The sequence below is a fragment of the Ideonella alba genome, assembly GCF_018069875.1.
GTDB classification, from domain to species: Bacteria; Pseudomonadota; Gammaproteobacteria; order Burkholderiales; family Burkholderiaceae_C; genus Ideonella; species Ideonella alba.
Genome location: NZ_JAGQDF010000014.1, coordinates 134,305 through 157,626 on the forward strand (window position 1 = coordinate 134,305; position 23,322 = coordinate 157,626).

Annotated in this window: 28 protein-coding genes; 23 read left to right on the top strand and 5 right to left on the bottom strand. The window is 72.8% G+C overall.

All coding sequences use genetic code 11. The features are described from left to right. Window positions 1-58 precede the first annotated feature (58 nt). The 16 genes from nifA (at window position 59) to KAK07_RS21150 (ending at window position 12,093) form a co-directional block, all read left to right on the top strand. The gene (nifA, locus tag KAK07_RS21075) at window positions 59-1,756 is read left to right on the top strand and encodes a nif-specific transcriptional activator NifA (protein WP_210856752.1); all 1,698 of its coding nucleotides are present in this window, start codon (window positions 59-61) and stop codon (window positions 1,754-1,756) included. A 164-nt stretch (window positions 1,757-1,920) separates the two neighbouring features. Then, window positions 1,921-3,519 (top strand): nitrogenase cofactor biosynthesis protein NifB, encoded by a 1,599-nt coding sequence (gene nifB, locus KAK07_RS21080; protein WP_210863082.1) that lies wholly within the window; start codon window positions 1,921-1,923, stop codon window positions 3,517-3,519. A gap of 35 nt (window positions 3,520-3,554) precedes the next feature. Further along, entirely contained in the window at window positions 3,555-3,749 is a 195-nt protein-coding gene (locus KAK07_RS21085) for a 4Fe-4S binding protein (RefSeq protein WP_210803843.1), read from the top strand. A 135-nt stretch (window positions 3,750-3,884) separates the two neighbouring features. Then, entirely contained in the window at window positions 3,885-4,265 is a 381-nt protein-coding gene (locus tag KAK07_RS21090) for a HesB/IscA family protein (protein WP_210803842.1), read from the top strand. 11 nt (window positions 4,266-4,276) lie between these two features. Beyond that, complete coding sequence (locus KAK07_RS21095) at window positions 4,277-4,834, top strand: hypothetical protein (protein ID WP_210803841.1); 558 nt, start codon at window positions 4,277-4,279, stop codon at window positions 4,832-4,834. 11 nt (window positions 4,835-4,845) lie between these two features. Beyond that, the gene (locus tag KAK07_RS21100; RefSeq protein WP_210863083.1) at window positions 4,846-5,688 is read left to right on the top strand and encodes a 4Fe4S-binding leucine-rich repeat protein; all 843 of its coding nucleotides are present in this window, start codon (window positions 4,846-4,848) and stop codon (window positions 5,686-5,688) included. Further along, complete coding sequence (locus KAK07_RS21105; RefSeq protein WP_210803839.1) at window positions 5,669-6,004, top strand: nitrogen fixation protein NifZ; 336 nt, start codon at window positions 5,669-5,671, stop codon at window positions 6,002-6,004. Before KAK07_RS21100 ends, KAK07_RS21105 begins: the two co-directional genes overlap by 20 nt. Window positions 6,005-6,027: 23 nt before the next feature. Further along, window positions 6,028-6,294, top strand: coding sequence for a nitrogen fixation protein NifZ (locus tag KAK07_RS21110; protein ID WP_210803838.1), 267 nt, complete (start codon window positions 6,028-6,030; stop codon window positions 6,292-6,294). A 3-nt stretch (window positions 6,295-6,297) separates the two neighbouring features. Continuing rightward, window positions 6,298-6,660 (top strand): DUF3024 domain-containing protein, encoded by a 363-nt coding sequence (locus KAK07_RS21115; RefSeq protein WP_210863085.1) that lies wholly within the window; start codon window positions 6,298-6,300, stop codon window positions 6,658-6,660. Continuing rightward, window positions 6,657-7,823 carry a cysteine desulfurase family protein gene (locus tag KAK07_RS21120; protein WP_210863087.1) on the top strand — a complete coding sequence of 389 codons (1,167 nt, stop codon included), beginning with the start codon at window positions 6,657-6,659 and terminating at the stop codon, window positions 7,821-7,823. The genes KAK07_RS21115 and KAK07_RS21120 overlap by 4 nt, the downstream gene beginning before the upstream one ends. A gap of 19 nt (window positions 7,824-7,842) precedes the next feature. Further along, a complete protein-coding gene (gene nifT, locus KAK07_RS21125) occupies window positions 7,843-8,055 on the top strand; it encodes a putative nitrogen fixation protein NifT (RefSeq protein ID WP_210863089.1) in 213 nt (70 codons plus the stop codon). Between the two features lies 1 nt (window position 8,056). After that, window positions 8,057-8,305, top strand: coding sequence for a hypothetical protein (locus KAK07_RS21130; RefSeq protein WP_210856747.1), 249 nt, complete (start codon window positions 8,057-8,059; stop codon window positions 8,303-8,305). A 1-nt stretch (window position 8,306) separates the two neighbouring features. Next, window positions 8,307-9,587: a DegT/DnrJ/EryC1/StrS family aminotransferase gene (locus KAK07_RS21135; protein WP_210856746.1), complete on the top strand. Its 1,281-nt coding sequence runs from the start codon at window positions 8,307-8,309 to the stop codon at window positions 9,585-9,587. Between the two features lie 162 nt (window positions 9,588-9,749). Next, window positions 9,750-10,604, top strand: a complete 855-nt coding sequence (locus tag KAK07_RS21140) for an SIR2 family NAD-dependent protein deacylase (protein ID WP_210863090.1) — start codon at window positions 9,750-9,752, stop codon at window positions 10,602-10,604. Between the two features lie 12 nt (window positions 10,605-10,616). Further along, window positions 10,617-10,919, top strand: a complete 303-nt coding sequence (locus tag KAK07_RS21145; protein WP_210803831.1) for a 2Fe-2S iron-sulfur cluster-binding protein — start codon at window positions 10,617-10,619, stop codon at window positions 10,917-10,919. 13 nt (window positions 10,920-10,932) lie between these two features. Continuing rightward, window positions 10,933-12,093 (top strand): flavin monoamine oxidase family protein, encoded by a 1,161-nt coding sequence (locus tag KAK07_RS21150; protein WP_210863092.1) that lies wholly within the window; start codon window positions 10,933-10,935, stop codon window positions 12,091-12,093. Between the two features lie 30 nt (window positions 12,094-12,123). Here the strand turns inward: KAK07_RS21150 and KAK07_RS21155 are convergent, their stop codons facing one another. Continuing rightward, window positions 12,124-12,519 (bottom strand): BLUF domain-containing protein, encoded by a 396-nt coding sequence (locus KAK07_RS21155; RefSeq protein ID WP_210863094.1) that lies wholly within the window; start codon window positions 12,517-12,519, stop codon window positions 12,124-12,126. A gap of 261 nt (window positions 12,520-12,780) precedes the next feature. Here KAK07_RS21155 and KAK07_RS21160 point away from each other — a divergent pair, with 261 nt between their 5' ends. Together KAK07_RS21160 and KAK07_RS21165 are read left to right on the top strand one after the other, a co-directional pair. Beyond that, window positions 12,781-14,382, top strand: a complete 1,602-nt coding sequence (locus KAK07_RS21160) for an Lcl C-terminal domain-containing protein (protein ID WP_210863096.1) — start codon at window positions 12,781-12,783, stop codon at window positions 14,380-14,382. 44 nt (window positions 14,383-14,426) lie between these two features. After that, a complete protein-coding gene (locus tag KAK07_RS21165) occupies window positions 14,427-14,918 on the top strand; it encodes an Lcl C-terminal domain-containing protein (protein WP_210803827.1) in 492 nt (163 codons plus the stop codon). A gap of 74 nt (window positions 14,919-14,992) precedes the next feature. Here KAK07_RS21165 and modC read toward each other — a convergent pair whose 3' ends face one another. From modC to modA, 3 genes are read right to left on the bottom strand one after another with little or no spacing between them, the layout of a single operon-like run. After that, complete coding sequence (gene modC, locus KAK07_RS21170; protein ID WP_210803826.1) at window positions 14,993-16,060, bottom strand: molybdenum ABC transporter ATP-binding protein; 1,068 nt, start codon at window positions 16,058-16,060, stop codon at window positions 14,993-14,995. Between the two features lies 1 nt (window position 16,061). Beyond that, complete coding sequence (modB, locus tag KAK07_RS21175) at window positions 16,062-16,736, bottom strand: molybdate ABC transporter permease subunit (RefSeq protein WP_210803825.1); 675 nt, start codon at window positions 16,734-16,736, stop codon at window positions 16,062-16,064. Further along, entirely contained in the window at window positions 16,733-17,506 is a 774-nt protein-coding gene (modA, locus tag KAK07_RS21180; RefSeq protein WP_210856744.1) for a molybdate ABC transporter substrate-binding protein, read from the bottom strand. The genes modB and modA overlap by 4 nt, the downstream gene beginning before the upstream one ends. Window positions 17,507-17,787: 281 nt before the next feature. Here modA and KAK07_RS21185 point away from each other — a divergent pair, with 281 nt between their 5' ends. Beyond that, the gene (locus tag KAK07_RS21185) at window positions 17,788-18,564 is read left to right on the top strand and encodes a TOBE domain-containing protein (RefSeq protein WP_247664526.1); all 777 of its coding nucleotides are present in this window, start codon (window positions 17,788-17,790) and stop codon (window positions 18,562-18,564) included. 281 nt (window positions 18,565-18,845) lie between these two features. Here KAK07_RS21185 and KAK07_RS21190 read toward each other — a convergent pair whose 3' ends face one another. Continuing rightward, entirely contained in the window at window positions 18,846-19,265 is a 420-nt protein-coding gene (locus KAK07_RS21190; RefSeq protein WP_210863100.1) for a hypothetical protein, read from the bottom strand. A 162-nt stretch (window positions 19,266-19,427) separates the two neighbouring features. On the opposite strand from KAK07_RS21190, the gene KAK07_RS21195 reads away from it, so the two are divergent. The 4 genes from KAK07_RS21195 to KAK07_RS21210 all read left to right on the top strand — a co-directional run bounded on the left by KAK07_RS21195 (window position 19,428) and on the right by KAK07_RS21210 (window position 23,317). Further along, window positions 19,428-20,915: a DUF2779 domain-containing protein gene (locus tag KAK07_RS21195; RefSeq protein WP_210863102.1), complete on the top strand. Its 1,488-nt coding sequence runs from the start codon at window positions 19,428-19,430 to the stop codon at window positions 20,913-20,915. Between the two features lie 125 nt (window positions 20,916-21,040). Next, a complete protein-coding gene (locus KAK07_RS21200) occupies window positions 21,041-21,400 on the top strand; it encodes a hypothetical protein (protein WP_210863103.1) in 360 nt (119 codons plus the stop codon). 17 nt (window positions 21,401-21,417) lie between these two features. Further along, window positions 21,418-22,137: a YkgJ family cysteine cluster protein gene (locus tag KAK07_RS21205; RefSeq protein WP_210863105.1), complete on the top strand. Its 720-nt coding sequence runs from the start codon at window positions 21,418-21,420 to the stop codon at window positions 22,135-22,137. A 10-nt stretch (window positions 22,138-22,147) separates the two neighbouring features. Continuing rightward, complete coding sequence (locus tag KAK07_RS21210) at window positions 22,148-23,317, top strand: MFS transporter (protein ID WP_210863107.1); 1,170 nt, start codon at window positions 22,148-22,150, stop codon at window positions 23,315-23,317. The last annotated feature ends 5 nt before the right edge of the window (window positions 23,318-23,322 follow it).

The following is a 23,322-nucleotide window of genomic DNA, read 5'->3' on the forward strand; positions in this document are numbered from 1 at the left end:
CCGGGTCGCCGCGGCGGATGCACCGTCTCGGCGCGCCCCCGGACACAGGAGGTGCACCGTGATCAGCCGCATCGCACAGGAGCGCTCCCATCTGGAGCTCTCCACCATCTATGAAGTGTGTCGCATCCTGGGCGACTCGCTCGACCTGCAGCGCACCTTCCGCGCCGCGCTGAACACCCTGGCCGCCCAGCTGGGTCTGCTGCGCGCGATGGTGGTGCTGCCGGTCAGCGAAGACGGCCAGCTGCGCGTGCACAGCGCCGTCGGGCTGACCCGCGACGAGATGGAACGCGGCCAGTGGCAGCCGGGCGAGGGCGTGATCGGCCGGGTGCACTTCTCCGGCCTGCCGGTGGTGGTGACGAACGTCGAGGACAGCGACGAGTTCATCGACCGCACCGGCGCCTTCGGTCCCCAGGAAGGCAAGCGCCTGTCCTTCATCGTGGTGCCGCTGCGCACCGGCGCGGATCACAACGCCGTGGGTGTGCTGGCGGCGCAGCGCGAGCTGCAGGGCGTGGCCCGGCTGTCCGACGACCAGCGCTTCCTGACCATGGTGGCCACGCTGCTGGCGCAGTCGGTGGCGCTGCACCATTCGGTCAGCGCCGAGCACCAGCGCCTGCAGCAGGAGACCACCCGGCTGCAGAAGGCGCTGACCGCGGACATCCCGCGCCGGCGTTCGCTGGACAACGTGGTGGGCCAGAGCCGGCAGATGCAGCGCGTCTTCGCCGAGGTGCACCAGGCCGCGCCCTCGCGCGCCACCGTGCTGCTGCGCGGCGAATCGGGCACCGGCAAGGAAGAGATCGCGCGCGCCATCCACTTCCTCAGCCCGCGCAAGGAAGCGCCCTTCATCAAGGTCAACTGCGCGGCGCTGACCGAATCGCTGCTGGAGTCCGAGCTGTTCGGCCACGAGAAGGGCGCCTTCACCGGCGCGGTGGGCGAGCGCAAGGGCCGCTTCGAGCTGGCGCATGGCGGCACGCTCTTCCTGGACGAGGTGGGCGACATCTCGGCCGGCTTCCAGGCCAAGCTGCTGCGGGTGCTGCAGGAGCGCGAGTTCGAGCGCGTCGGCGGCAGCCGGCCGGTGAAGGTGGACGTGCGCCTGATCTGCGCCACCAACCGCGACCTCGAGCGCATGGTCCAGCGTGGCGAGTACCGCGCCGACCTGTACTACCGCATCAACGTGGTCAGCATCTTCCTGCCGCCGCTGCGGGAGCGGCGCGAGGACATCCCGCCGCTGGTGGCCCATTTCCTGGACCGCTACAACAAGGAGAACCGGCGCAACGTCAAGGTCACGCCCGAGGCCATGCAGGTGCTGACCAACTGCTACTGGCCGGGCAATGTGCGCGAGCTGCAGAACTGCATCGAGCGCACCGCCACGATGGTGGAGGGCGGCTCGATCAACGGCCTGGCCTTCCCCTGCCGCTCCAACCGCTGCCTCACCCAGACCCTGCACCACATCGACAAGGCCGATGCGGTGGCGCCGGCGGTGGTCCACTTCGCCGGCCGGGTCAACGGCCACAGCAGCCCCTTGCCCGATGACGACGAGGTGTTGACCATCGGCCCGGCCGAACGCCTGGCCGAGTCGGGCGCGGTGCCGCCGCGCCACTTCGGCCCCGAGGCCCCGGCCGGCGAGCGTGACCGCCTGGTCTGGGCGATGGAGCAGTGCGGCTGGGTGCAGGCCAAGGCGGCGCGGCTGCTGAAGGTCACGCCGCGCCAACTGGGCTATGCGCTGCAGAAGCACCGCATCGAGGTGCGCAAGCTGTGAGCGCCGCCCGGCGCTGACGTCGACAAGGCCGCCATCGGGCGGCCTTGTCGCTTTTGTCGTGACCGGCACAGCCGACACGCCAATCCAAGTGCTTGATTTTTCAGTGTTTTCTGACTGGCACGGCTCTCGCAATAGGGGACTCAACCCACGACCGCGAGGTGCCCATGTCTGCCAACGCCGCCTTCGTCTCGATCGCCGACCTGAAGAAAGGTCGCAGCGCCATCAGTGAGGTCATCGAGACCGGTGGCGGCTGCTCCACCACCGGCGGCGAGGGCAAGGCCAGCTGCGGCTCCTCGGCCGGTGCCGATGACATGCCGCCCGAGATCTGGGAGAAGGTCAAGAACCACCCCTGCTACTCGGAAGAGGCCCACCACCACTTCGCCCGCATGCATGTGGCGGTGGCCCCGGCCTGCAACATCCAGTGCAACTACTGCAACCGCAAATACGACTGCAGCAATGAATCGCGCCCCGGCGTGGTCAGCCAGAAGCTGACGCCCGACCAGGCGGTGAAGAAGGTGCTGGCGGTGGCCAGCGAGATTCCGCAGATGACGGTGCTGGGCATCGCCGGCCCGGGTGATTCGCTGGCCAACCCGAAGAAGACCTTCGACACCATGCGCCAGCTCGCCGAGCAGGCGCCCGACATCAAGCTGTGCCTGTCGACCAACGGCCTGGCGCTGCCGGACATGGTCGATGAGATCTGCAAGTACAACATCGACCACGTCACGATCACGATCAACATGGTCGACCCGGCGGTGGGCGAGAAGATCTATCCCTGGATCTTCTACAACCACAAGCGCTACACCGGCGTCGAGGCGGCGAAGATCCTGCACGAGCGCCAGATGCTGGGCCTGGAGATGCTGACCGCGCGCGGTGTGCTCACCAAGATCAACTCGGTGCTGATTCCCGGCATCAACGACGAGCACCTGATCGAGGTGAACCGCGAGGTCAAGAAGCGCGGCGCCTTCCTGCACAACATCATGCCGCTGATCTCCGAGCCCGAGCACGGCACGGTGTTCGGCCTGACCGGCCAGCGCGGCCCCACCGCGCAGGAGCTCAAGGCGGTGCAGGACGCCTGCATGGGTGGCGCCAACCTGATGCGCCATTGCCGCCAGTGCCGCGCGGATGCGGTGGGGTTGCTGGGTGAAGACCGCTCGGAGGAATTCACGCTCGACAAGATCGAGGCGATGGACATCCACTACGACCTGGACAAGCGCCGCGCCTACCAGGCCAAGGTCGAGGCCGAGCGCCAGGCCCAGCACCAGGCCAAGGTCGATGCGCTCGATGCCGCGCTGGACGCCGCCCTGATCGCCGGCCAGGAGGACCTGAAGGTGCTGGTGGCGGTGGCCACCGAGGGGCATGGCCGCGTCAACCAGCACTTCGGCCACGCCACCGAGTTCCAGATCTTCGAGGTGAGCCGCAAGGAGGCGCTCTTTGTGGGCCACCGCCGCGTGGACCTGTACTGCCAGGGCGGCTATGGCGAAGACGAGCAGTTGCCCAGCATCGTCGGCGCGATCAACGACTGCCATGCGGTGCTGGTCTCGAAGATCGGCGCCTGCCCGCGTGACGAGCTGACGGCCGCCGGCATCGAGCCGGTCGACCAGTACGCCCACGAGTTCATCGAGAAGGCCGCGCTCAGCTGGTTCACCGACTACTGCGGCCGCGTGGCCGCCGGCCAGATCACCCACCAGGCGCGCGGCGATGCGCGCATCCGCCAGGGCGCGTTCACCGGCGCTGCCGGCGACGCGGCCGAACTCGCCGCCTGATGGCCCTTTCCCCGACCCCGCCAGGAGAACTCACCATGGCCCTGAAGATCATTGCCTCGATGTGCACCGGCTGCTCCGCCTGCGAGCCCGAATGCCCCAACGTTGCCATCCGCGAAAAGGGCGGCACCTTCATCATCGACCCGGCCAAGTGCACCGAGTGCGAAGGCCAGTTCGACGCGCCGCAGTGCGTGTCGGTCTGCCCCGTCGACGGCTGCATCAAGAAGGTCTGACCACCCCCCCGAAGCGCCTGCGGCGCCTCCCCCCAGGGGGGCCGCGTCTGTGGACCGGCAAAGCCGGATCCACGTCGCGACTGGGTTCGGTCGGCTGACTGCCCAGGCCCTTTTGTTCTGCACATGGAGACTGGAATGATTCTTCCCAATGTGACCGTCACGCCGGCTGCGGCGAAGTTCATGCGCCGCATGGTGCGCTTCTCGTCGCACCCGGCCGGCGGCTTCCGGCTGACGGTCACGCCGGGTGGCTGCTCGGGCTATGCGTCGGAGTTCACCGTGGCCGAGTCGCCGGCCGCGGGTGATGCCGAGATGGTGTTCGGCGACGTGCGGGTCTTCCTGCCGGCCGAGAGCCGCCTGGTGCTCGACGGCGTCACGGTCGATTTCGCCGAGACGCCCACCTCGTCGGGCCTGACCTTCTTCAACCCCTCGGCCGGCCCCTGTGCCTGCAGCAGTTCCAGCGACGCCGCGCCGCCCGCGGCCGCCACGGTGCCGCTGTCCTCGCTGAAGCGCCACTGACGGAGCCGGTGGTGGACGCCAGCGGCTTCGACGATGCGGTGCTGGGCCGCGGCCTGCCCGGCGCAGCCGAGGCGGCGCTGGCCGAGGCCGGTCGGCTGCGCGCCGACCCGCCCGCCGCGATGGCTGCGCTGATGCGTGCGCAGGCCTTGGCCCCGGGCCACCCGGCGGTGCTGATCGCGCTGTACCGCCACCACTTCTACGGCCACCGCCTGTCGCTGGCGCGCGATGTGGCGCGTCGTGCGCTGCTGGTGGGTGCGCAGGCGCTGGGTTTGCCTGCGGCCTGGCGCGAGGTGCCGCGCCAGCCGCTGTCCGGCGCCCAGGACGACGCGGTCACCCGCTTCTACCTGTTCACGCTCAAGGGCTATGCCTACCTGAGCCTGCGGCTGGACGACCCGGTCGAGGCGCGCGACGCGCTGGCGCTGCTGCGCCACCTGGACCCGGACGACCGGGTCGGCGGCGCGCTGGTCGAGGCGGTGCGCCAACGCGCGCTGGTCGGCGAGGACCCGGACGACGCTGGCGCGCCGCCAGTGACCGGCGCGGCGGCCTGGGCCCGCCTGGCCCCGGCCTGAGGACAGGGACGATGGACAGCGCCGTCGCCACCCGCTCGCCACTGGCGCTGCGCGTGCGTGCGCCCGCCGGCGACATCCCGGTGCTGGACTGGCAAGGTCAGGCGCTGGATTGCACCCACTGCCCGCACGCGGCGTTGCGCCGCAGTGGCGCCTGCGAGCCTGGCCACAGCTGCATGCAGGACGCCTACGCGCGCCGCATCGACCGCTTCTTCCGTGCCCATCCCACGCTGGCCGACCGCCACCTGGCGCATCCGTACTTCGAGGTGCGGGCGATCGCCGCGCGCCATGTCGATGTCTTCCAGCTGGCCCGGCTGCGCGACGATCCCGACGAGACCGTGCGCCTGCAGGTGGCGCTGCGCCTGCCGCTGCGCCAGCTGGCCGCGATGGTGGCCGATCCCCACCGCGAGGTGCGCATCCGCGTCGCGCAGCGCCTGGACCCCTCGGCCCTGAGCGCCCTGGTCGACGACCCCGACTACGAGGTCCGCAGCGCCGTGGCACGTCGTCTGCCGCCGGCGCTGCTGCCGCTGCTGGCCCGTGACCCTGACGAGCAGGTGCGCCGCGTGGTGGCCGAGCGGCTGGAGATGCCAACCCTGTGGCGCCTGGCGAACGATGCGTCGCCCCGGGTGCGCCACACCGTCGCCCAGCGCGCGCCGGTGGACCTGCTGGTCTCGTTCAGCGAAGACCCCGACTGGTCGGTGCGCTGGGTGCTGGCCGACCGCCTGGACGAGCGCCGCCACCGCGGCCTGCTGCAGGAGCTGGCGGCCGATGAGGACGCCGAGGTGCGCTGCCGCGCCCGCGAGCGGCTGCAGGGATTGCAACCACTGGAGGCCCTTCATGGCGGACATCGCGCGTGACGACGACACGGTCGAGCTGGCCCATCCGCCCCGCTACGCGATGGGCGAGCGGGTGGCCAGCCGCAGCGTGATCCGCAACGACGGCACCTACCCCGGCAAGGCGATCGGCGACGTGCTGGTCGAGCGCGGCGACATCGGCTACGTGCGCTCGATCGGCACCTTCCTGCAGCAGTTCTACATCTACGCGGTGGAGTTCCCGGCCAGCGGCCACCAGGTGGGCATGCGGGCCAAGGAGCTGTGCACGCTGGACCACCTGCCCGACGAGGTGCTGGCGCGCCTGGGCGCGCGGGCCGACTCGCTGCGCGCGCTGCGCTGAACCGTTCCGACAGGAGAGCTCTGATGATCGAACCCCGCGCCCCGATCTACGCCTGGGGACAGCCCGTGCGCGCCACGGTCGACCTGTTCAACGACGGCAGCTACCCGGATGTCGACGAGGGCGCGCTGCTGGTGCGCGCCGGCAGCCTGGGCGAGGTGGTCCAGGTCGGCCACCATGCCGAGGCCAATCTGCCGGTCTACATGGTCGAGTTCGGCCGCACGGTGGTGGGCTGCCTCGAGGAAGAGCTCGAGCGCGCCGCGCCGGCCACCGCCGCGGTGTCCGAGGCCTGAGCCATGGCCGCCGGGCAGCTCCAGCCCCCTGCCGGCCGCTTCGAGCCGGCGGCGGTCTATGTGCTCGACCGCGCGCGCATCGAGGTCGCGCTGGAAGCCCGGCACCGCTACAAGTACGTGCAGCCGCAGGTCCAGCCCGGACCGGGCGGCGTGGGCTGGCAGGTGCTCAGCCCCAACTGCTCGCGCAGCGTGGACCCGCTGGGCGGCATCATCGAGATCGCCTGGCTGCAACCGGTGGCGGGCCAGTGGCACCTGCATGCGCACGACCACCGCCGGCGCGCCTGGGTCTTCAAGCTGCGCGCCGCGACGCTGGCCGACGCGCTGGCGCGGCTGGTGGACGACCCGCTGAAGGAGTTCTGGCAATGAGCGTGGCGTCGCCGGTCTACCTGGACCACAACGCCACCACCGCGCCGGCCCCGGAGGCGGTCGAGGCGATGCTGCAGGCGCTGCGCCAGGACTGGGCCAATCCCTCGTCGATGCATGCGCCCGGCCAGGCGGCGCGCCAGCGGCTGGGGGCCGCGCGCGCGGCGCTGGCGCGGGTGATCGGCTGCCAGCCGGCCGAGCTGGTCTTCACCAGCGGCGCCACCGAGTCCAACCACGCGGCGGTGCTGGGCGCGCTGTCGCGCGGCCGGGCGCTGGGCCGCACGCGGCTGCTGCTCTCCGCGGTCGAGCACCCCGGCCTGCTGGGCCTGGCCGAACGCTTGCGCGCGCAGGGCACGCCGGTCGATCTGCTGCCGGTGGATGCGCGGGGGGTGGTCGATGTCGACGCTGCCGCCCGCCTGATCGGGCCCGACGTGGCGCTGCTGTCGGTGATGGCCGCCAACAACGAGACCGGCGTGTGCATGCCGCTGCAGGCCCTGTCGGTGCTGGCGCGCGCGCACGGCGTGCCCTTCCATGTGGACGCCACGCAGGCGCTGGGCAAGTGCACGCTGCGTTTTGACGCCAGCGGGGCCGACCTGTGGTCGGTCTCGGCCCACAAGCTGCACGGCCCCAAGGGGGTGGGTGCGCTGGTGATTCGCAAGGGCCTGGACTGGCCGCCGCTGATCGGCGGCCAGCAGGAGCGCCACCGGCGCGGTGGCACCGAGAACGCGCCCGGCATTGCCGGCTTCGCCGCCGCCGCCACCCGCGTGGCCGCCACGCTGGAGGCGGATCTGCCGCGCATCCAGGGCCTGCGCGACCGCCTGGCGCAGGGGCTGCGCCAGCGCGTGCCGGCGCTGGTGGTCTTCGGTGAGGGCGCACCGCGCCTGCCCAACACGCTGGGCCTGCGCTTCGGCACGCTGGACGCCGAGCGCGCGCTGCATGCGCTGGAGCGCGAGGGCATCGTCGCCAGCAGCGGCGCGGCGTGCGCGGCGGGCGGCACCGAGCCCTCCGCCGTGCTGCTGGCCATGGGCTGCACGCCGCACGAGGCGCGCGCCGGCATCCGCTTCTCGCTGGGCCGCGACACCACCGACACCGACATCGCCCGCACGCTGGCCGCCGTTGAGCGCGCCATCGTGCCGCTGCTGGCCGAGCTGGCCGCCGCCGCCTGAACACCTCCTGGAGAACCCCATGAAAGTCATGATCCGCAAGACCTCCACCGGCGCGTTGTCGGCCTATGTCGCCAAGAAGGACCTGGAGGAGCCCATCGTCTCGCAGGAGAAGCCGGGCCTGTGGGGTGGCACGGTGACGCTGGGCAACGACTGGGTGCTGGCCCTGCCCGACATGCCCGATGGCACCGCGCTGCCGATCACGGTCGAGGCGCGCCGCCTCAGTGGTGACTGAGATGGCCACCGTTGACGAGGCCCTGAGCCTGGCCGAGGCCCAGCCCACGGTGCGCGAGGCCGCGGCCGTGCTGCGCCAGCAGCTGGCACCGCTGCGGGTGATGGTGGTGGACGCCTTCGACATGCGCGGCGAAGCGCCGCTGGCCCAGGGTGCGCGCCGCGCGCTGTGGGGTGCGGCCAGTGATGGCCACTGCTGGAGCGTCAGCCACGATCCCGGCGCGCTGGCCGGCCTCTACCTGGCGGATGTCTGAGATGGACGCCGCCCTTCACACGGCCGCGGTCAGGACGGTCGCCGGCGCCGCCGCCGAGGGGCCCGATGCCGACGAGGCCCTGATCGGCCCCGACGGCCTGGTGGCCGGCGAGACGCCGCAGACCGACGAACTGCTCGGCGACGACTGGATCCCGCTGTCCGACCCCGACTTCTCCGAGCTGGAGCAGACCCTGGTGCAGACCGCGCTGGGCGGCTCGCGCCTGAGCGCCGGGCCGATGGTCGAGCGCTTCGAGCGCGCCTTTGCCGACTGGCTGGGGCGGCGCCATGCGGTGGCCGTGGCCAGCGGCACGCTGGGCACCTGGCTGGCGCTGCGGGCGCTGGGGATCGGGCCGGGCGACGAGGTGATCTGCTCGCCGCATGGCTGGCACCAGGTGGCGCAGGCCATCACGCTGGCGGGTGCGACGCCGGTGTTCTCGGAGATCCACTACTGGACCGGCTGCCTGGATGCCGCGCGCGCCGAGGCGCGCATCACGCCGCGCACCCGCGCCCTGCTGGCGGGCAACGTCAACGGCCACCCGGCCGCCTGGGACGCGCTGCGCGCGCTGGCCGAGCGCCACGGCCTGCGCCTGATCGAGGACTCGACCGAAGCCATCGGTTCGCGCTACCGCGGCCGCCCGGTGGGCCGCTTCGGCGACCTGGCGGTGTTCGACTTCTCGCAACCCTCGGCGCTGTGCTGCGGCGAGGGCGCGATGGTGGTGACCGACGACGACCGCCTGGCGATCGAGCTGCGCTACCTGCGCCAGCGCTCGATCAAGGACCGCAACGCGGTGGCGGTGGGCGCACGCGTGCCGCTGCAGGCGGCGATGGGCGAACTGGGCGCGGCGCTGGGCGTGGCGCAGCTGGCGCGCATCGACGGCCTGCTCGAGCGGCGCCAGGCGGTGGAGCGCAGCTACCGGCAGCACACCAACAGCTTCGAGGGCATCAAGCCACCCTACATCGGCGAGGGCGTCGACGTCGTGCACTGGATGGTCTGGGTGGTGCACCTGGGCACCCGCTTCACGGCCAGCGCGCGCAAGCAGATCGTCGAGGACCTGGCCGCCGAGCACATCGAGGCCGCGCCCTACTGCAAGCCGCTGCACCAGCAGTTCTTCTACCAGCAGCAGGGCTGGCAGCGCGGGGACCTGCCGCTGGCCGAACGCATCGGCGACCGCGCGCTGGCCCTGCCTTTCCATGCCCACCTGGACGACGACGAGGTGAAGTTCATCGTCGCCACACTGCAGGACACCGCCACCAACATCGGTGCTGGTGCCGCGATTTATTAGTGCCCCCAGGCTCGCTGATTGGTGCCCCCAGGCTCGCTGGCGCTCGCCACCCCCCGAGGGGGCTCTGGCAGCGGACCGGCGAAGCCGGATCCGCGCCAGGGACTGGATGGGGTCGCGGTGCTGGTCGAGCGAAGTCAGTACACGAGAGCGAGGTTGATCGATATGAGCTTTGACACACTGGAACATCTGCCCGAGGCCGTGGCCGAGGGCCTGGCCGGCGGCACGCTGGCGCCGTATCTGGGGCCGGCGATGCTGGGGCTGGTCGAGAACCCGCCGGTGCCGGCCGAGCCGCTGGCGCTGGCGGCGCTGCTGACGGCGCGCAACAGCGTGCCGGGCAAGATCAGGAACCGGCTGACGCAGGCGGCGCAGTTCATCGAGAACTTCAAGCACCGCAAGACCCTGGTGGCCGGCATGGACGCGGCGTTCACCGCGCAGCCGCTGCCCAGCGCGCTGCACCGCTGGCTGGCGGGTCTGCGCAGCCCGCTGATCGTGGCGGGCTGGTACGACGACACGATGCGCACGGCGCTGGTCGATGCCGCTGCCTCCTTCGCCGAGGTGCAGGGCCTGTCGCAGAGCGAGCATTTCGGCACCTGGTGCGGCTGGTACGGCGCTGACGGCACCGCGCTGGCCGACGAGCCGGTGGACGTGCGCACGGTGTTCTACAAACCCTGGGGCGGCCACGCGCCGGCGTCCAACTACCTGGTCAGTGACTCCGACTATGTCGAGGTGCTGACCGAGATCGACATCCAGACGCCGATCCCGGCCCTGGTGCAGCAGCGCCGCGCCAGCCTGGGATTCGTCTTCCTGGGCTGCCGCTTCAACGACCAGCTGCCGCGCAGCTTCGCGCGCCAGATCATGAAGCGCTCGGCCGGCCCGCACTACGCGGTGCTGCCCGACGAACCCACCCGCATGGAGGCCCGCTTCCTGGAGGAGCAGGGCATCACCCGCATCGCCCTGCCGCTGGCCGACGTGGCCGCGCAGCTCACCGGCCGCAGGCCGGCTTTCATCGAACCTTGAAGGAGTCTTGAGATGACCACGCTCACCGTCCTGCCCGCGGGCACCACGGTTGAATTCGCCGCTGGCGCCAACCTGCTGCAGACCCTGATCAACGCCGGCCTGCAGCTGGCCGGCCAATGCGGCGGCAACGCCAGCTGCGGCGGCTGCCACCTGTTCGTCACCGAAGGCCGCAAGACCATCAGCCGGCTGACCCCGGCCGAGAACGCCAAGCTCGACACCCTGGTCGGCGTGGGCAGCAAGAGCCGCCTGGCCTGTCAGGTCACGCTGGGCAGCGAGCCGGTGACGGTGGAGTTGCTGGGCGCGCTGTCGGGCTGAGCGGCGCCGGGCCATGATCGACGTCCTGGTCGTCGGGGGCGGTGTCTGCGGCCTGGCACTGGCCCAGGGCCTGCAGGCGCGCGGCCTGGACTGGCAGCTGCTTGAGGCGCGCCCGCGCCTGGGCGGCCGGGTGCTGACGCGCCTGCCCTCGGCCGGTCCGGCGCTGGACCTGGGTCCCACCTGGTTCTGGCCGGCCAGTCAGCCGGCGATCACCCAGGTGGTGCGCCAGCTGGGCCTGCCCACGCTGCCGCAGCCCGACGACGGCTGGCTGCAGTGGCTGGACGATCCCGCCCAGGGCCCGCGCCGCCAGGCCATGGCGCTGGGCGCCGATGGCCAGCCCGTGCCGGCCGATCAGCCCCAGCCCGGCGCGCTGCATGGCGGCGCGCAGCGCCTGGTCGATGGCATGGCGGCCCTGGTGACCGCGCTGGCCGGCCTGCTGCCGCGCGAGCGCCTGCACCTGGGCAGCACGCTGCTGTCGCTGGACGACGCGGCTGACCATGTCCGCGCCACCGTGATGCAGGGCGGACAGCGCCGCGTCTGGTCCGCCCGCCAGGTGGTGCTGGCGCTGCCGCCGCGCCTGGTGGCGCAGGACATCGTCTGCACGCCCGCACTGCCGCCGCCGGTGAGCCAGGCCCTGGCCGACACGCCCACCTGGATGGCCACCGCCGCCAAGGCCGCGCTCGCCGCGCCCACCGGACGGCCCGCGCCCTGGCGCCAGTCCGGCGGCTGCGGCAGCGCCTGGGTGCCGCATGCGCAGGCGGTGCTGGCCGAGGTCTTCGACGCCGGCGTGTCCGGCGACGGCGACGCCCTGGCCGGCTTCATCGCGCTGCCGGCGGCCGAGCGCCCGCGCTTCGCGGCCAGCCTGGCCCTGCTGCTGGACAGCCAGGTGGAGCAGCTGTGGGGCGCCGGCGCCGGTGACGGCGAATGGCACCACCACGACTGGGCGCAGGAGCCGCTGACCTGCAGCCAGCGCGACCTGGCCGACGAGGCCCACGCCGGCCCCGCCTGGTCCAGCGAGTGGCTGCGACAGCCGCTGTGGGAGGGCCGTCTGCTGCTGGGTGGCAGCGAAACCGCCAGGCGCCATGCCGGCCACCTGGAAGGCGCGCTGCAGGCCGCGGCGCGGCTCAAGCAACAGGTCGACACGCTGTGGGCCGCCGAGGGGCCGGCACACTGAGGCGCTGAGCAGGCGCGCCGCGAGCCGGCCTCAGGCGCCGGGCGCGTGCTCCCGCTGGCACAGCGGCACCAGCGGCGACTGGCCGCTGTCGTCCACCGGGAAGAAGCCTTTGAGGCCGTGCACGTAGAAGCTGGCGTAGGTGGAGAACGCCATGCTCCATTCACTGAAGCGACGGGCTTCGGTGGGACCACGCATCAGCAGCTCGATCTGGTGGTGCCGCTCATCGCGCTGCAGGCTTTGCCAGAGCTGCTCGATGCTCTCGGGCGGTCCCTCGATGCACTGGGTGAACTGGCCATCCAGGTAGAGCAGGTGGCCGGTGATCTGCAACTGCTCATTGCGAAGTTGGGCGGCGGTGAGCAGTTGGAACAGCGCCAGCGTGCCCAGGTCGTGGTGGGCGGTGGATCGGTAGACGAGGCGTTCGAGCATGGCTGCGATGCTAGAAGCGGGTCCTGTCATCGGCATGACGCCAGGCAGCCCGCCCGCTGCCGGGCCACTCCGCAGGATTGAGGAAGACGGTCCCGGTGCCGGTTCCTACAGTCGCGCCAGCGCCGCCCCGGCCCCGTGTCGTGGCGGGACCAGCGATGTGGAGGACCTGACATGCACGCCCCCAAGAACCGACCTGAGCGGCCATCGACAGCCGCACCCGCCCAGTGCAGCCCGGCGTTCGGCCGGTCTGCCCTGACCCTGATGCTGTGCGCCATGCTGAGCGCCTGCGGCGGCGGCGGTGGTGGCAGCGAGGTGCCCAGCGACCCTGCGCAGGGCGGCGGCGGCACGGTGGTGCTGCCCTCGACCACATTGGACAGCGTGCGCTCGGACAGCGCCACGCAACCCGGCGCGGTCACCAGCGGCGGCCGCACCGACGACACCACGCCCACGATCAGCGGCACCCTGTCCGCCGCGCTGGGCGCCGGCCAGACGCTGCGCGTCTACGACGGCGATCTGGCGCTGGCCAGCGCGCCCACGGTGTCGGGTCGCACCTGGACCCTGACGCCTGCCACGCCGCTCGCCGCGGGCGAGCACCGCCTGAGCGCGCAGGTGGTTGGGGCCGACGGCCTGACCGGCGTGCGCAGCGCGGTGTTCACGCTGACCGTGGCCCCGGTGCGCTGGCAGGCGCTGACCCCGGCCCAGGCCGTGCGCATGACGCCGACCACGCTGCGCCTGACCGGCAGCGGCTGGCCGGCCAGTGGCTGGCAGCTGGCCGTCAGCGACGACCCGGATGCCCGCTGCGACGCGCCCACCGACGTCACCGACACGACGATGGACGTGCGCTGCAGCTTCCGTCTGCCCGGCACGCGCCAGCTGGCGCTGACCCTCAACGGCCAGGCCGTGGCCCAGCCCACCGTGGCCGTGGTCAGCAACGTCAGCGGCGTCACCTGGTCCAGCCCCAGCACCAGCGGCTTCGGCACCGGCACGGTGACCGCTGGCGAGACGGTGCAGTTCAAGGTCAGCGGCACCGCGCTGCAGGCCGACGCGGTGCTGGCCATGGCCGTGGACGGCTGCACCGCCGCCCCCACCGAGACCGGCACGCCCAGCGCCACCCAGCGCCTGTTCAGCTGCAAGATCGATCTGGCCACCCCGGCGGGCAACCAGTCCGGTGTGCTGCATGCCACCGACGCGGCCGGCCCGCAGCTGGCCGCCTGGCAACTGCCGGTGGCCGTGCCCGCGGTGACGGCGCCGGCCCCCCGGCTGCCGCACAGCGGCATCACCAGCAGCCAGTGCTACTCGATCACGGGCGGCATCACGCTGGGCGCCTGCTCGGCGGCCGACGCGATCGCGCTGAACGGCCAGCAGGACGGCCACCGCGCTGCGGTGCAGAAGATGAGCTTCACGCGGGTGGGCACCCATGCGCTGGATGAATGCGTCAAGGACAACCGCACCGGCCTGGTGTGGGAGGGCAAGACCGTCACCGGCCAGCGCTCGACGGACAGCAACATCCATTTCGGCACCGGCACCAACCCGGGCGCGAACCTCTGGGCCAAGGACGACTACATCGCCGAGGTCAACCGCGTGCGCCTGTGCGGCTTCTCGGACTGGCGCCTGCCCACGGCCGAGGAGATGCGCTCGATCATCGACTACGGCATCACCACGGCCGGCTCGTCGCTGCCGCCGGCCTGGTTCGTCAACAGCAGCCACAGCGGCCTCCACTGGACGGCGACCGTCGATGCCACCGGCAACTACCGCTGGGTGATGGACATGGCCAGCGGCAGCCAGGCCTACGAGCCGGAGTTCAGCCCTGTCAGCGGCGGCGGCTACCTGCACCAGGTGCGCCTGGTCCGCGGGGGCTCCTGAGGCACCCCACCGATGTGCGACGCCACGACTTCAAGGAGGTGATGATGAACACGATCAAGACTCTGGCGCTGCTGGCCGTGGCCTGCAACGCCCATGCCGCCTGCCCCACCTGGCCCGCAGCCCAGCGCTTCGAGCTGCACGACGACCAGGTCATCGACCTGCGCAGCGGCCTGGTCTGGCAACGCTGCAGTGCCGGCCAGACCTGGAACGGCAGCACCTGCACCGGCACCGCCACCACCCACACCCACGCCGACGCGCTGGGACTGGCCCGCCAGGCCAACCCCGGCAACAACCCCAGCGGCTGGCGGTTGCCCCAGGTGAAGGAACTGGCCAGTCTGCTCGACATGGGCTGCCGCCTGCCGGCGATCGACGCCAGCGTGTTCCCGGCCACACCGCAGGACAAGGCCTGGTCCTCGACGCCCTTCGCGCAGCGCCCCAACATCGCCTGGACGGTGGACTTCGCGGACAGCTATGTGCAGAACCAGACGGGCATCGGCAACCCGCTGTACGTGCGGCTGGTGCGCTCGGCGCGCTGAGCGCCAGATGGCCTGGCCTGAACGCCGACCTGCACGCGGGCCCTGCCAGCATGCCGGGTGGGCCGGGCCCGGGGCTACTCCAGCAAGGCCACCGACTTGACTTGCACCCACAGCGCCTGGCCTGGCGCCACCTGCAGCGCCGCCGCCGAGCGCCGGGTCAGGCGGGACAGCAGCAGGGCGTCGCCCACGCGCACGCGCACCAGCGCCAGGCCGGGGTGCTCGTCGTCACCCACCGCGTCGACCACGCCGGGCAGCACGTTCTGGATGCTGCTGGTGCCGGGCGCCAGCGCCAGGCTGACATCGCGCGCCAGCACCCGCACGCGCACCCGCTGACCCAGCACCAGGCCGGGATCGCGCGCCCACAGGTGGCCGCCGTCGAAGTCGACGCGCACCAGGTGCCAGGCCGCGTCGATCTCGGTCACCCGGGCGTCGACGATGGCGCTGGCGTCCTCGCCCAGACGGATCGGCAGGTCCAGCCGCGACAGGGTCTCGCGCAGCGGTCCCTGGGCCTGCACGCGGCCCTGCTCCAGCACCACCAGGTGGTCAGCCAGACGCGCCACCTCGTCGGGTGCGTGGCTGACGTAGAGCAGCGGCATCGCCAGCTCGTCGTGCAGGCGGTCCAGGTAGGGCAGCACCTCCTGCCGCCGGCGCAGGTCCAGCGCCGACAGCGGTTCGTCCATCAGCAGCACGCGCGGGCTGACGGCCAGCGCCCGGGCGATGGCCACGCGCTGGCGCTCGCCACCCGAGAGCTGCGCCGGCCGGCGCGCCAGCAGGTGGCCGATGCCCAGCAACTCAATCGCCTGCGTCAGCGGCGTGTCCGAGGCCCCCGGGCTGCGCCGCAGGCCATAGCGCAGGTTGGCCTGCACCGACAGGTGCGGAAACAGGCTGGCCTCCTGGAAGACATAGCCGATCGGCCGCTGGTGCGTGGGGCGCCAACGGCTGCCGTCCTGCCAGACCTCGCCGTCCACCACCAGGCGGCCGCGCGCCGCGCGCTCCAGCCCGGCGATGCAGCGCAGCAGCGTGGTCTTGCCCGAGCCGGACACGCCGAACAGCGCGCTGACGCCACGCCCCGGCAGGCGCAGGTCGACATCGAGCGTGAAGCCCGGGCGTTCGAGCTGGAAGCGGGCCTCGATGTCCCTCATCTCAGGCCTCCCGCCGGGCGGCGGGCCGCCAGGCATAGACTGCCAGCAGCACCGTGAACGAGAACACCAGCAGCACCGCGGCCAGGCGGTGCGCCTGCGGGTAGGCCAGCGACTCGACGTGGTCGTAGATCTGCACCGAGGCCACGCGCGTGGCGCCCGGCAGGTTGCCGCCGATCATCAGCACCACGCCGAACTCGCCCACGGTGTGCGCGAAGGTCAGCACCGAGGCCGTCAGGAATCCCGGCGCGGCCATCGGCACGGCCACGCTGAAGAAGGCATCCAGGGGCGAGGCGCGCAGCGTGGCCGCCACCTCCAGCGGCCGCTCGCCGATGGCCTCGAAGGCCGACTGCAGCGGCTGCACCATGAAGGGCAGGGAATAGAACACCGAGGCCACCACCAGGCCGCCGAAGCTGAAGGGCAGCAGCCCCAGTCCCAGCGCCTGGGTCAGCCGGCCCACCAGGCCCTCGGGGCCCATCGCCAGCAGCAGGTAGAAGCCCAACACCGAGGGCGGCAGCACCAGCGGCAGCGCCACCACCGCACTGACCGGGCCCTTCCAGCGGCTGCCGGTGCGCGCCAGCCACCACGCCACCGGGGTGCCGATCAGCAGCAGCAGTGCCGTCACCGTGGCGGCCAGGCGGGCCGTGAGCCACAGGGCCTGCAGGTCCTGATCGCTCATCGCCCCGCCGCTCCGGCCGGCAGCACGAAGCCGTAGCGGTCCATCACGGCGCGCGCCGGCGGGCTGGCGCTGAAATCGGCGAAGCGGCGCGCCAGTGCGCTGCCGGCCGCCCGCCGCGTGATGATGAAGCCCTGCTCCAGCGGCTGGTGCAGCCGCTCGGGAACCAACGCATGGCCGCCGCGCGCCGACAACTCGGGACTCAGCGCCAGGGCCAGCGCGATCAGGCCCACCTGGGCATTGCCGGTCTGCACGAACTGCGCGGTCTGCGCAATGTTCTCGCCGTAGACCAGCTTGGGCTCCACCTGGGCCCAGACGCCGGCGGCGCGCAGCGCTTCCTCGGCGCGCTGGCCGTAGGGCGCGTGGCGCGGGTTGGCGATGGCGATGCGGGTGATCCTGGGGTCGGCCAGGCTGGCCAGCGTCATGCCGCGCGCATCCAGGCTGGCGCTCCACAGCACCAACCGGCCCACCGCATACGGGCGCACCTCGGACGCGGCCAGGCCCGCCTTGGCCAGCTCGCGCGCATAGCCGATGTCGGCCGAGAAGAACAGGTCGTAGGGCGCAGCGTTCTGGATCTGCGCGAAGAACTTGCCGGAGGAGCCATAGACCACCTCCACCTCATCGCCGGGGTTCGTCTGGCGAAAGGCGGTCACCACATCGTCCATCGCGAACTTCAGGTCGGCTGCGGCCGCGATGGTGATCTTCTCGGCCCACGCCGCGGCCGGGGCCCACAGGGCCGCCAGCAGCAGGATCAGGAGGGTCAGGGGTGGCATCGGGGACTCCCGGTCGAACGCCAGCCTCGGGCGGAGTCGTGGCGTTATGTTATCGAAGACATCACGAACATGGTTGCAGCGATCGTGCCAACGCCGACGCCAGCCTGCTGTTCCCTGGGAGAAAGGCAGCCATGGCGCCTCCGGGCGTGATTTCTGCTTGCAACGCCGTACAGTACACAAGCACATCACGAGCGTCCGATTTGTCGGAAACCACACCTCCCGCCGCTGTCGACAGCCTGCCCGGCGCCCCGACCGAGCCCGGTGCCCGGCGCGACACCACCCTGCTGCAGGGCGAACTGCGCCTGGCCGGCCGGCTCGACGCGCGCTTTTTCGCCCTGCTGCGCGCGATCGACGCCAGCGGCTCGCTGCAGAAGGCCGCGCGCGCCGCGGGCTACAGCTACAAGGGCGCCTGGCTGATCCTGGAGACCGCCGGCAACCTGGCGCGCTCGCCGCTGCTGGTCAGCCAGACCGGCGGCCGCGGTGGCGGCGGCTCGCGCCTGACCTACGCCGCCCGCCACCTGCTCGAGACCTGGGACCAGCTGCAGGCCCGCCACGCCGGCTTCCTGGCCGAGCAGGAGGCCTGGCTGCTGCAGCAATCGCACCTGTCCAACCTGCTTCGGAGACTGTCCATGAAAGCCACCGCCCGCAACCAGTTCGCCGGCCTGGTCACCGAGCTGCATGACGGCCCGGCCACCACCCAGGCCACGCTGGACATCGGCCACGGGCAGACCGTCACCGCCTCGATGACCGCCGCGGCGGCCTCGCGCCTGTGCCTGAAGCTGGGCGCCGAGGCACTGGCCCTGGTCAAGTCCTCCGAGGTGGTGCTGGTGACCGACTTCGCCGGCTACAAGCTGTCGGCGCGCAACCAGCTGGCCGGCACGATCTCGCGGGTGCAGAAGGGCGCGGTCAGCTCGCTGGTGGGCGTCACGCTGCCGGGCGGCGCCACCATCACCGCCAGTGTCACCAATGACGCGGTCGATGCGCTGGGCCTGGCCGTGGGCCAGGCGGCCACCGCCACCTTCAAGGCCTACGCCGTGATGCTGGCGGTGCCGGCCTGAGGCCGCTCACCAGCGCCTGACCGGCGCCACCAGCGCCAGCTGCCGCATGCCATGCGGGGCGGCATGGGGGCGGCAGCAGGGGGCAGGGCGGGGGAGCGCGTGGCACGGGGCATCGGGGGCTTCTGGTCGCCTCCCGCTCGGCGGGAAGGGTCGACAGGTGGGTGTCTCGTGACCTGCGCAAGGGCATCACACGGCCGTGGCACGCCGCATCCACGGTGCGATCGACACGCTGGGCGGTCCCACCCTTCACCGGCTGCCGCAGGCCGGTGCCGAGCGGCTGATCACAGCTGCTCGTCGCGGATCTCGCGCGCCACGGTTTGCAGCGCGCTGGGCCCCACCGCCAGCCGGCACTCGGGCTCCAGCACCTGGGCCTGGGCGCCCTCGGCCAGCGCCGCAGCCAGGGCCAGCGCGGCCAGGTGCTCGCGCGGGCCGCCGCTCCAGCGCAGCGCCAGCATCAGCTCCAGCGTGGCCACATCCACCTCGCAGGGCACACCCTCGGGCCAGTGCGGCGCCGCCTGCAGGTCCACCTGCACGCAGGCGTCCTGGCCGTACAGTGACAGCGGCAGCTCGGCGGTCGGGCCGGCAGGCGGCCAGGCGCCGCGCAGTTCCAGGCCCAGCTGCAGCGCGTCCAGCGCACGCTGCAGCGTGGCGGCATCGGGCAGCGCCGTGGGGGCGAGGTAGGCGTGCAGCTGTCGGCCCATGCGGGATCTCCTGAAGCGCGTTTCTGCCTGGTAACAGGCAAGAAGCGTGCTCGGGTAAACCCGCGTTCTTGCACCGGCTTGGCACGCCGTCTGCATGGTCGGCGACCGGGCGGACACGACCGGGCACCAGGCCGGAGCGCGCCGCACCCAGATCAAAGCACGATGACACCGCCCCCCTTCCTCGACGAGCCGGACCTGCGCCGCTGGCGCGCCTGCCCGCGCCTGCACTGGCTGCACCGCCAGGGCGCGGCGCCGACCGGCCAGCCGCCACGGGTGGCCGACAGCGCCGAAGCGGCGGTGGCGCTGCGGGCGTCCTATGCCGGCGCGCGCGAGATCGCCGCGCCCCGTGACGAGGACGATTGGGACCGTGCCGTCGCCCAGACCCAGCTCGCCCTGGCCGAGCTGAGTGCGCGCCCCGACCCCGAGGCCGCGCTGCTGGGCGCCTGCCTGGCCAGCGACGATGGCGCGCGCTGCCGCATCGACGTGATGCAGCGCGGCGCCCGGGGCTGGCGGCTGTGGCGCCTGCGCCTGGGCACGGTGGCTGACGCGCCGGATGTCGATGCGCTGGCCTGGGCCGCGCACGTCGCGGCGCGGGCCGGCTGGCGGCTGCAGTCGGTGGGCCTGCTGCTGATCGACACCGACTTCCTGTACCCGGGCCTGGGCTGCTACGCCGGCCTGTTCCGCGAGGTCGACGTCGGACCGATGCTGGGCAGCCGGCCGGTGGCCGAGTGGCTGGTGGCGCTGCAGCGCGGCGCCCAGGGCCGCGAGCCGCCGATGCCGCTGGTGGCGCCCTGCGCGGCCGACGGCGGCTGCGCCTACGCGGACCACTGCCACGCCGGCGAGCCGGCGCCCGCGGCCGTGCCGCCCGCGCAGGCGCTGGAGATCCTGGGCCGCGAGCGCGCCGAGCAACTGCGGCTGGCGGGCCACCGCAGCGTGCTCGACGTGCCGCTGCAGGCACTGGCCGAGCCGCGGCTGCGACGCGCTGCGCGCGCCGTGCAGCAGGGTGCCCCGGTGCGCGAGCCCGGTGTGGCCGCGCTGGCCGCCCACTGGCCGCGGCCCTGGCGTTTCCTGCGCATCGAGACCATCGGTCTGGCGGTGCCGATCTGGTCAGGCACCCGGCCTTACCAGATCCTGCCCTTCCAGTGGACGCTGGGCGAGGCCACCGCCGATGGCGGCTGGACGCTGCAGCAGCACCTGGCCGAGGGCCAGTCCGATCCGCGCACCGACTTCGTCCAGCGCCTGCTGGCGGCGCTGCCGCCCGGCGGCACGCTGTTCGCCTACCAGGCCGGCTTCGAGCGCAACCGGCTGCGTGAACTGGCGCAGCGCGTGCCGGCGCAGGCGGCACGGCTGGAGGCGCTGGCGGCCGGCCTGGTCGATGTGTTCGCGCTGGGGCGGGCCCACGCCTACCACCCCGACCAGGCGGGCTCCTGGTCGGCCCGGGCGCTGTGGCGGGCGGTGCTGCCCGGGCTGGGCGCGCAGGCGCTGGACGAGCCCGGCCTGCGCTCGCCGCTGCAGGCCTACGGCCTGTCGCTGCGCGCCGACACACCGCCCGCGCGCCGGGCCGCGCTGCGCGCCGCGCTGGCGCGCCACGGCGAGCGCCAGGTGCGCGCGCTGCAGGCCTACCTGGCCTGGCTGATCGAGGCGGGCTGAGCGTCCGGCGAACCGCGGGGGGCCCGCTGAGCACGGGTCTTGCACGCAGCCCCGCGTCGGCCCGCCGCGTGGCGCTGCCGTCTGTCGACCTTCCGACAAACCGGACCCACCTTCGTCGCCCTGCCATGTACGCCCGCGCGCTGTTCGACCTGATCCACCGCCATGGTGATGCGCTGCTGGCCCTGCTGTCGGGGCTGGAGGACGGCGCCGACGAGTTGTTCGCCAGCCCCAACACGCTGGCTGCGGTCGAGGGCCATCTGCTGGACATCGCCCGCACGCTGGCCCACCTGCCGCCGGTGGTGATGCTGCGCCTGCCGCAGGTCGACTGGTTGGCCTGGAGCGCCGTGCTGATCGCGCTGGAGCGTCAGCAGTCCGCGCGCCGGGAGATCGTCTGGTACGTGGCCAGCGCGGCGTTGCCGGCCACGCTGGTGCTGCTGGATGAGCTGCACCGGCGCGAGCCCGACTGGTTCCAGATCCACTACTGAATTCGCACGGCTGAGCCATGAGCGCCCCCGACTTCTTCCGCCAGCAGCAGCAGGCCTTTGCCGCCACGCTGGCGCAGCAGGCCGGCGCCGCCACGCTGGCGTCGCAGCTGCTGGCCCAGGCGGCCGACAGCTTCGGCGCCAACGTGGCCCAGCAATGTGCCGACGAGCCGCCGCTGGCCTGCGGCCGCGGCTGCGCCACCTGCTGCACGCTGCGGGTGTCGGCCACCGCACCCGAGGTGCTGGCGGTGGCGGCCTTCCTGCGCGCCGTGCAGCCGCGGCTGCTGTCGCGCGGCGTCGACCTGGTCGGCCAGGTGCGCGCCGCCGACGCCGCCACCCATGGCCTGGGCGAGGCCCAGCGGGTGGCGCTGCGCCAGCGCTGTCCGTTCATCGCGCAGGGCGTGTGCGTGATCTACGCCGTGCGGCCGCTGGCCTGCCGGGGCCATGCCTCGCACGACCTGCGGGCCTGTGCCGAGGCGGCCGCGGGTCGGCGCGACGAAGTGCCCTTCAGCCCCGGCCACCGCCTGGTGCGCGCGCTGGTGCAGGGCGCGCTGCAGTCGGCCCTGCGCGACGCCGGCCTGGCCTGGGGCGCCTATGAGCTCAATGCGGCGCTGCTGCTGGCGCTGGATGACGATGCGACCGAGGCGGCCTGGCTGGCCGGCCAGGACCCGCTGTCGGACGCGGCCCTGGACGACGTGCCGGCCGACGAGATGACCAGGGTCTTCGACGCGCTGAAGTGACAATGCGCGGGTGGACCCGCGCGCGCCTCTCGTCATCGCCCTGGGCCTGGGTCAGGTGCTGGCCTATGGCTCGACCTACTACCTGCCGGCCGTGCTGGCCGCCCCGATGGCGGCCGAGCTGGGCCTGTCGGTCAGCACGGCCTTTGCGGCGTTCAGCCTGGCGCTGGTGGTGTCGGCGCTGTGCGGCCCGCGCGCCGGGGCCTGGGTGGACCGGCACGGTGGCCGGCCGGTGCTGCTGGCCAGCAATGGCGTGCTGGCGCTGGCGCTGGCGGCGATGTCGCAGGTGCAGGGACCAGTGGGCCTGTTCGCAGCCTGGGCGCTGCTGGGCGTGGGCATGTCCCTGGGACTGTACGAGTCGGCCTTTGCCGCGCTGGTGCGGCTGTGGGGCAGCGATTCGCGTGGCGGCATCACCGGCATCACGCTGCTGGGCGGACTGGCCAGCACCGCGGCCTGGCCGCTGAGCGCCTGGCTGTTGACGCGCTACGGCTGGCGTGACGCCTGCCTGGCCTGGGCCGGGCTGCACCTGCTGCTGGGACTGCCGCTGCACGCCAGCGTGCCGCGGGCGCGCAGCGCTGCGCTGGCGCACCCCTCGGTGTCGGACGCGGACGAGGAGCCCATCACCGCGCCCGCGCCGCCCGGCCTGGGCACGACACTGGCGCTGGCCGGCGTCTTCGCCATCGCCTGGTTCAACTCCACCGCGATGGCAGCGCATTTGCCGCAGCTGCTGCAGGCCAGCGGCGTGGGCCTGTCCACCGCGGTGTGGATCGGTGGCCTGATCGGCCCGGCACAGGTGGCGGCGCGACTGGCCGAGTTCGGGTTTCTGCGCCACTGGCATCCGCTGCTGTCGGCGCGTCTGGCCGCCGGCCTGCACCCGCTGGGCGCGGCCCTGCTGCTGGCGCTGGGACCGGTGGCGGCGCCGATGTTCGGCCTGCTTCATGGCGCTGGCAACGGCATCCTGACGATTGCCAAGGGCACGCTGCCGCTGGTGCTGTTCGGTCCCGCCGGCTATGGCCAGCGACAAGGGCTGCTGATGATGCCGGCGCGGGTCTCGCAGGCGCTGGCGCCCTGGCTGTTCGGGCTGGCCTTGGAGGACTGGGGCCCGTCGGCGCTGTGGCTCACCGGCGGCTGCAGCCTGGTGGCGCTGGCCCTGCTGCTGCGCCTGCGGGCGCTCGGCGGCTGAGCAGG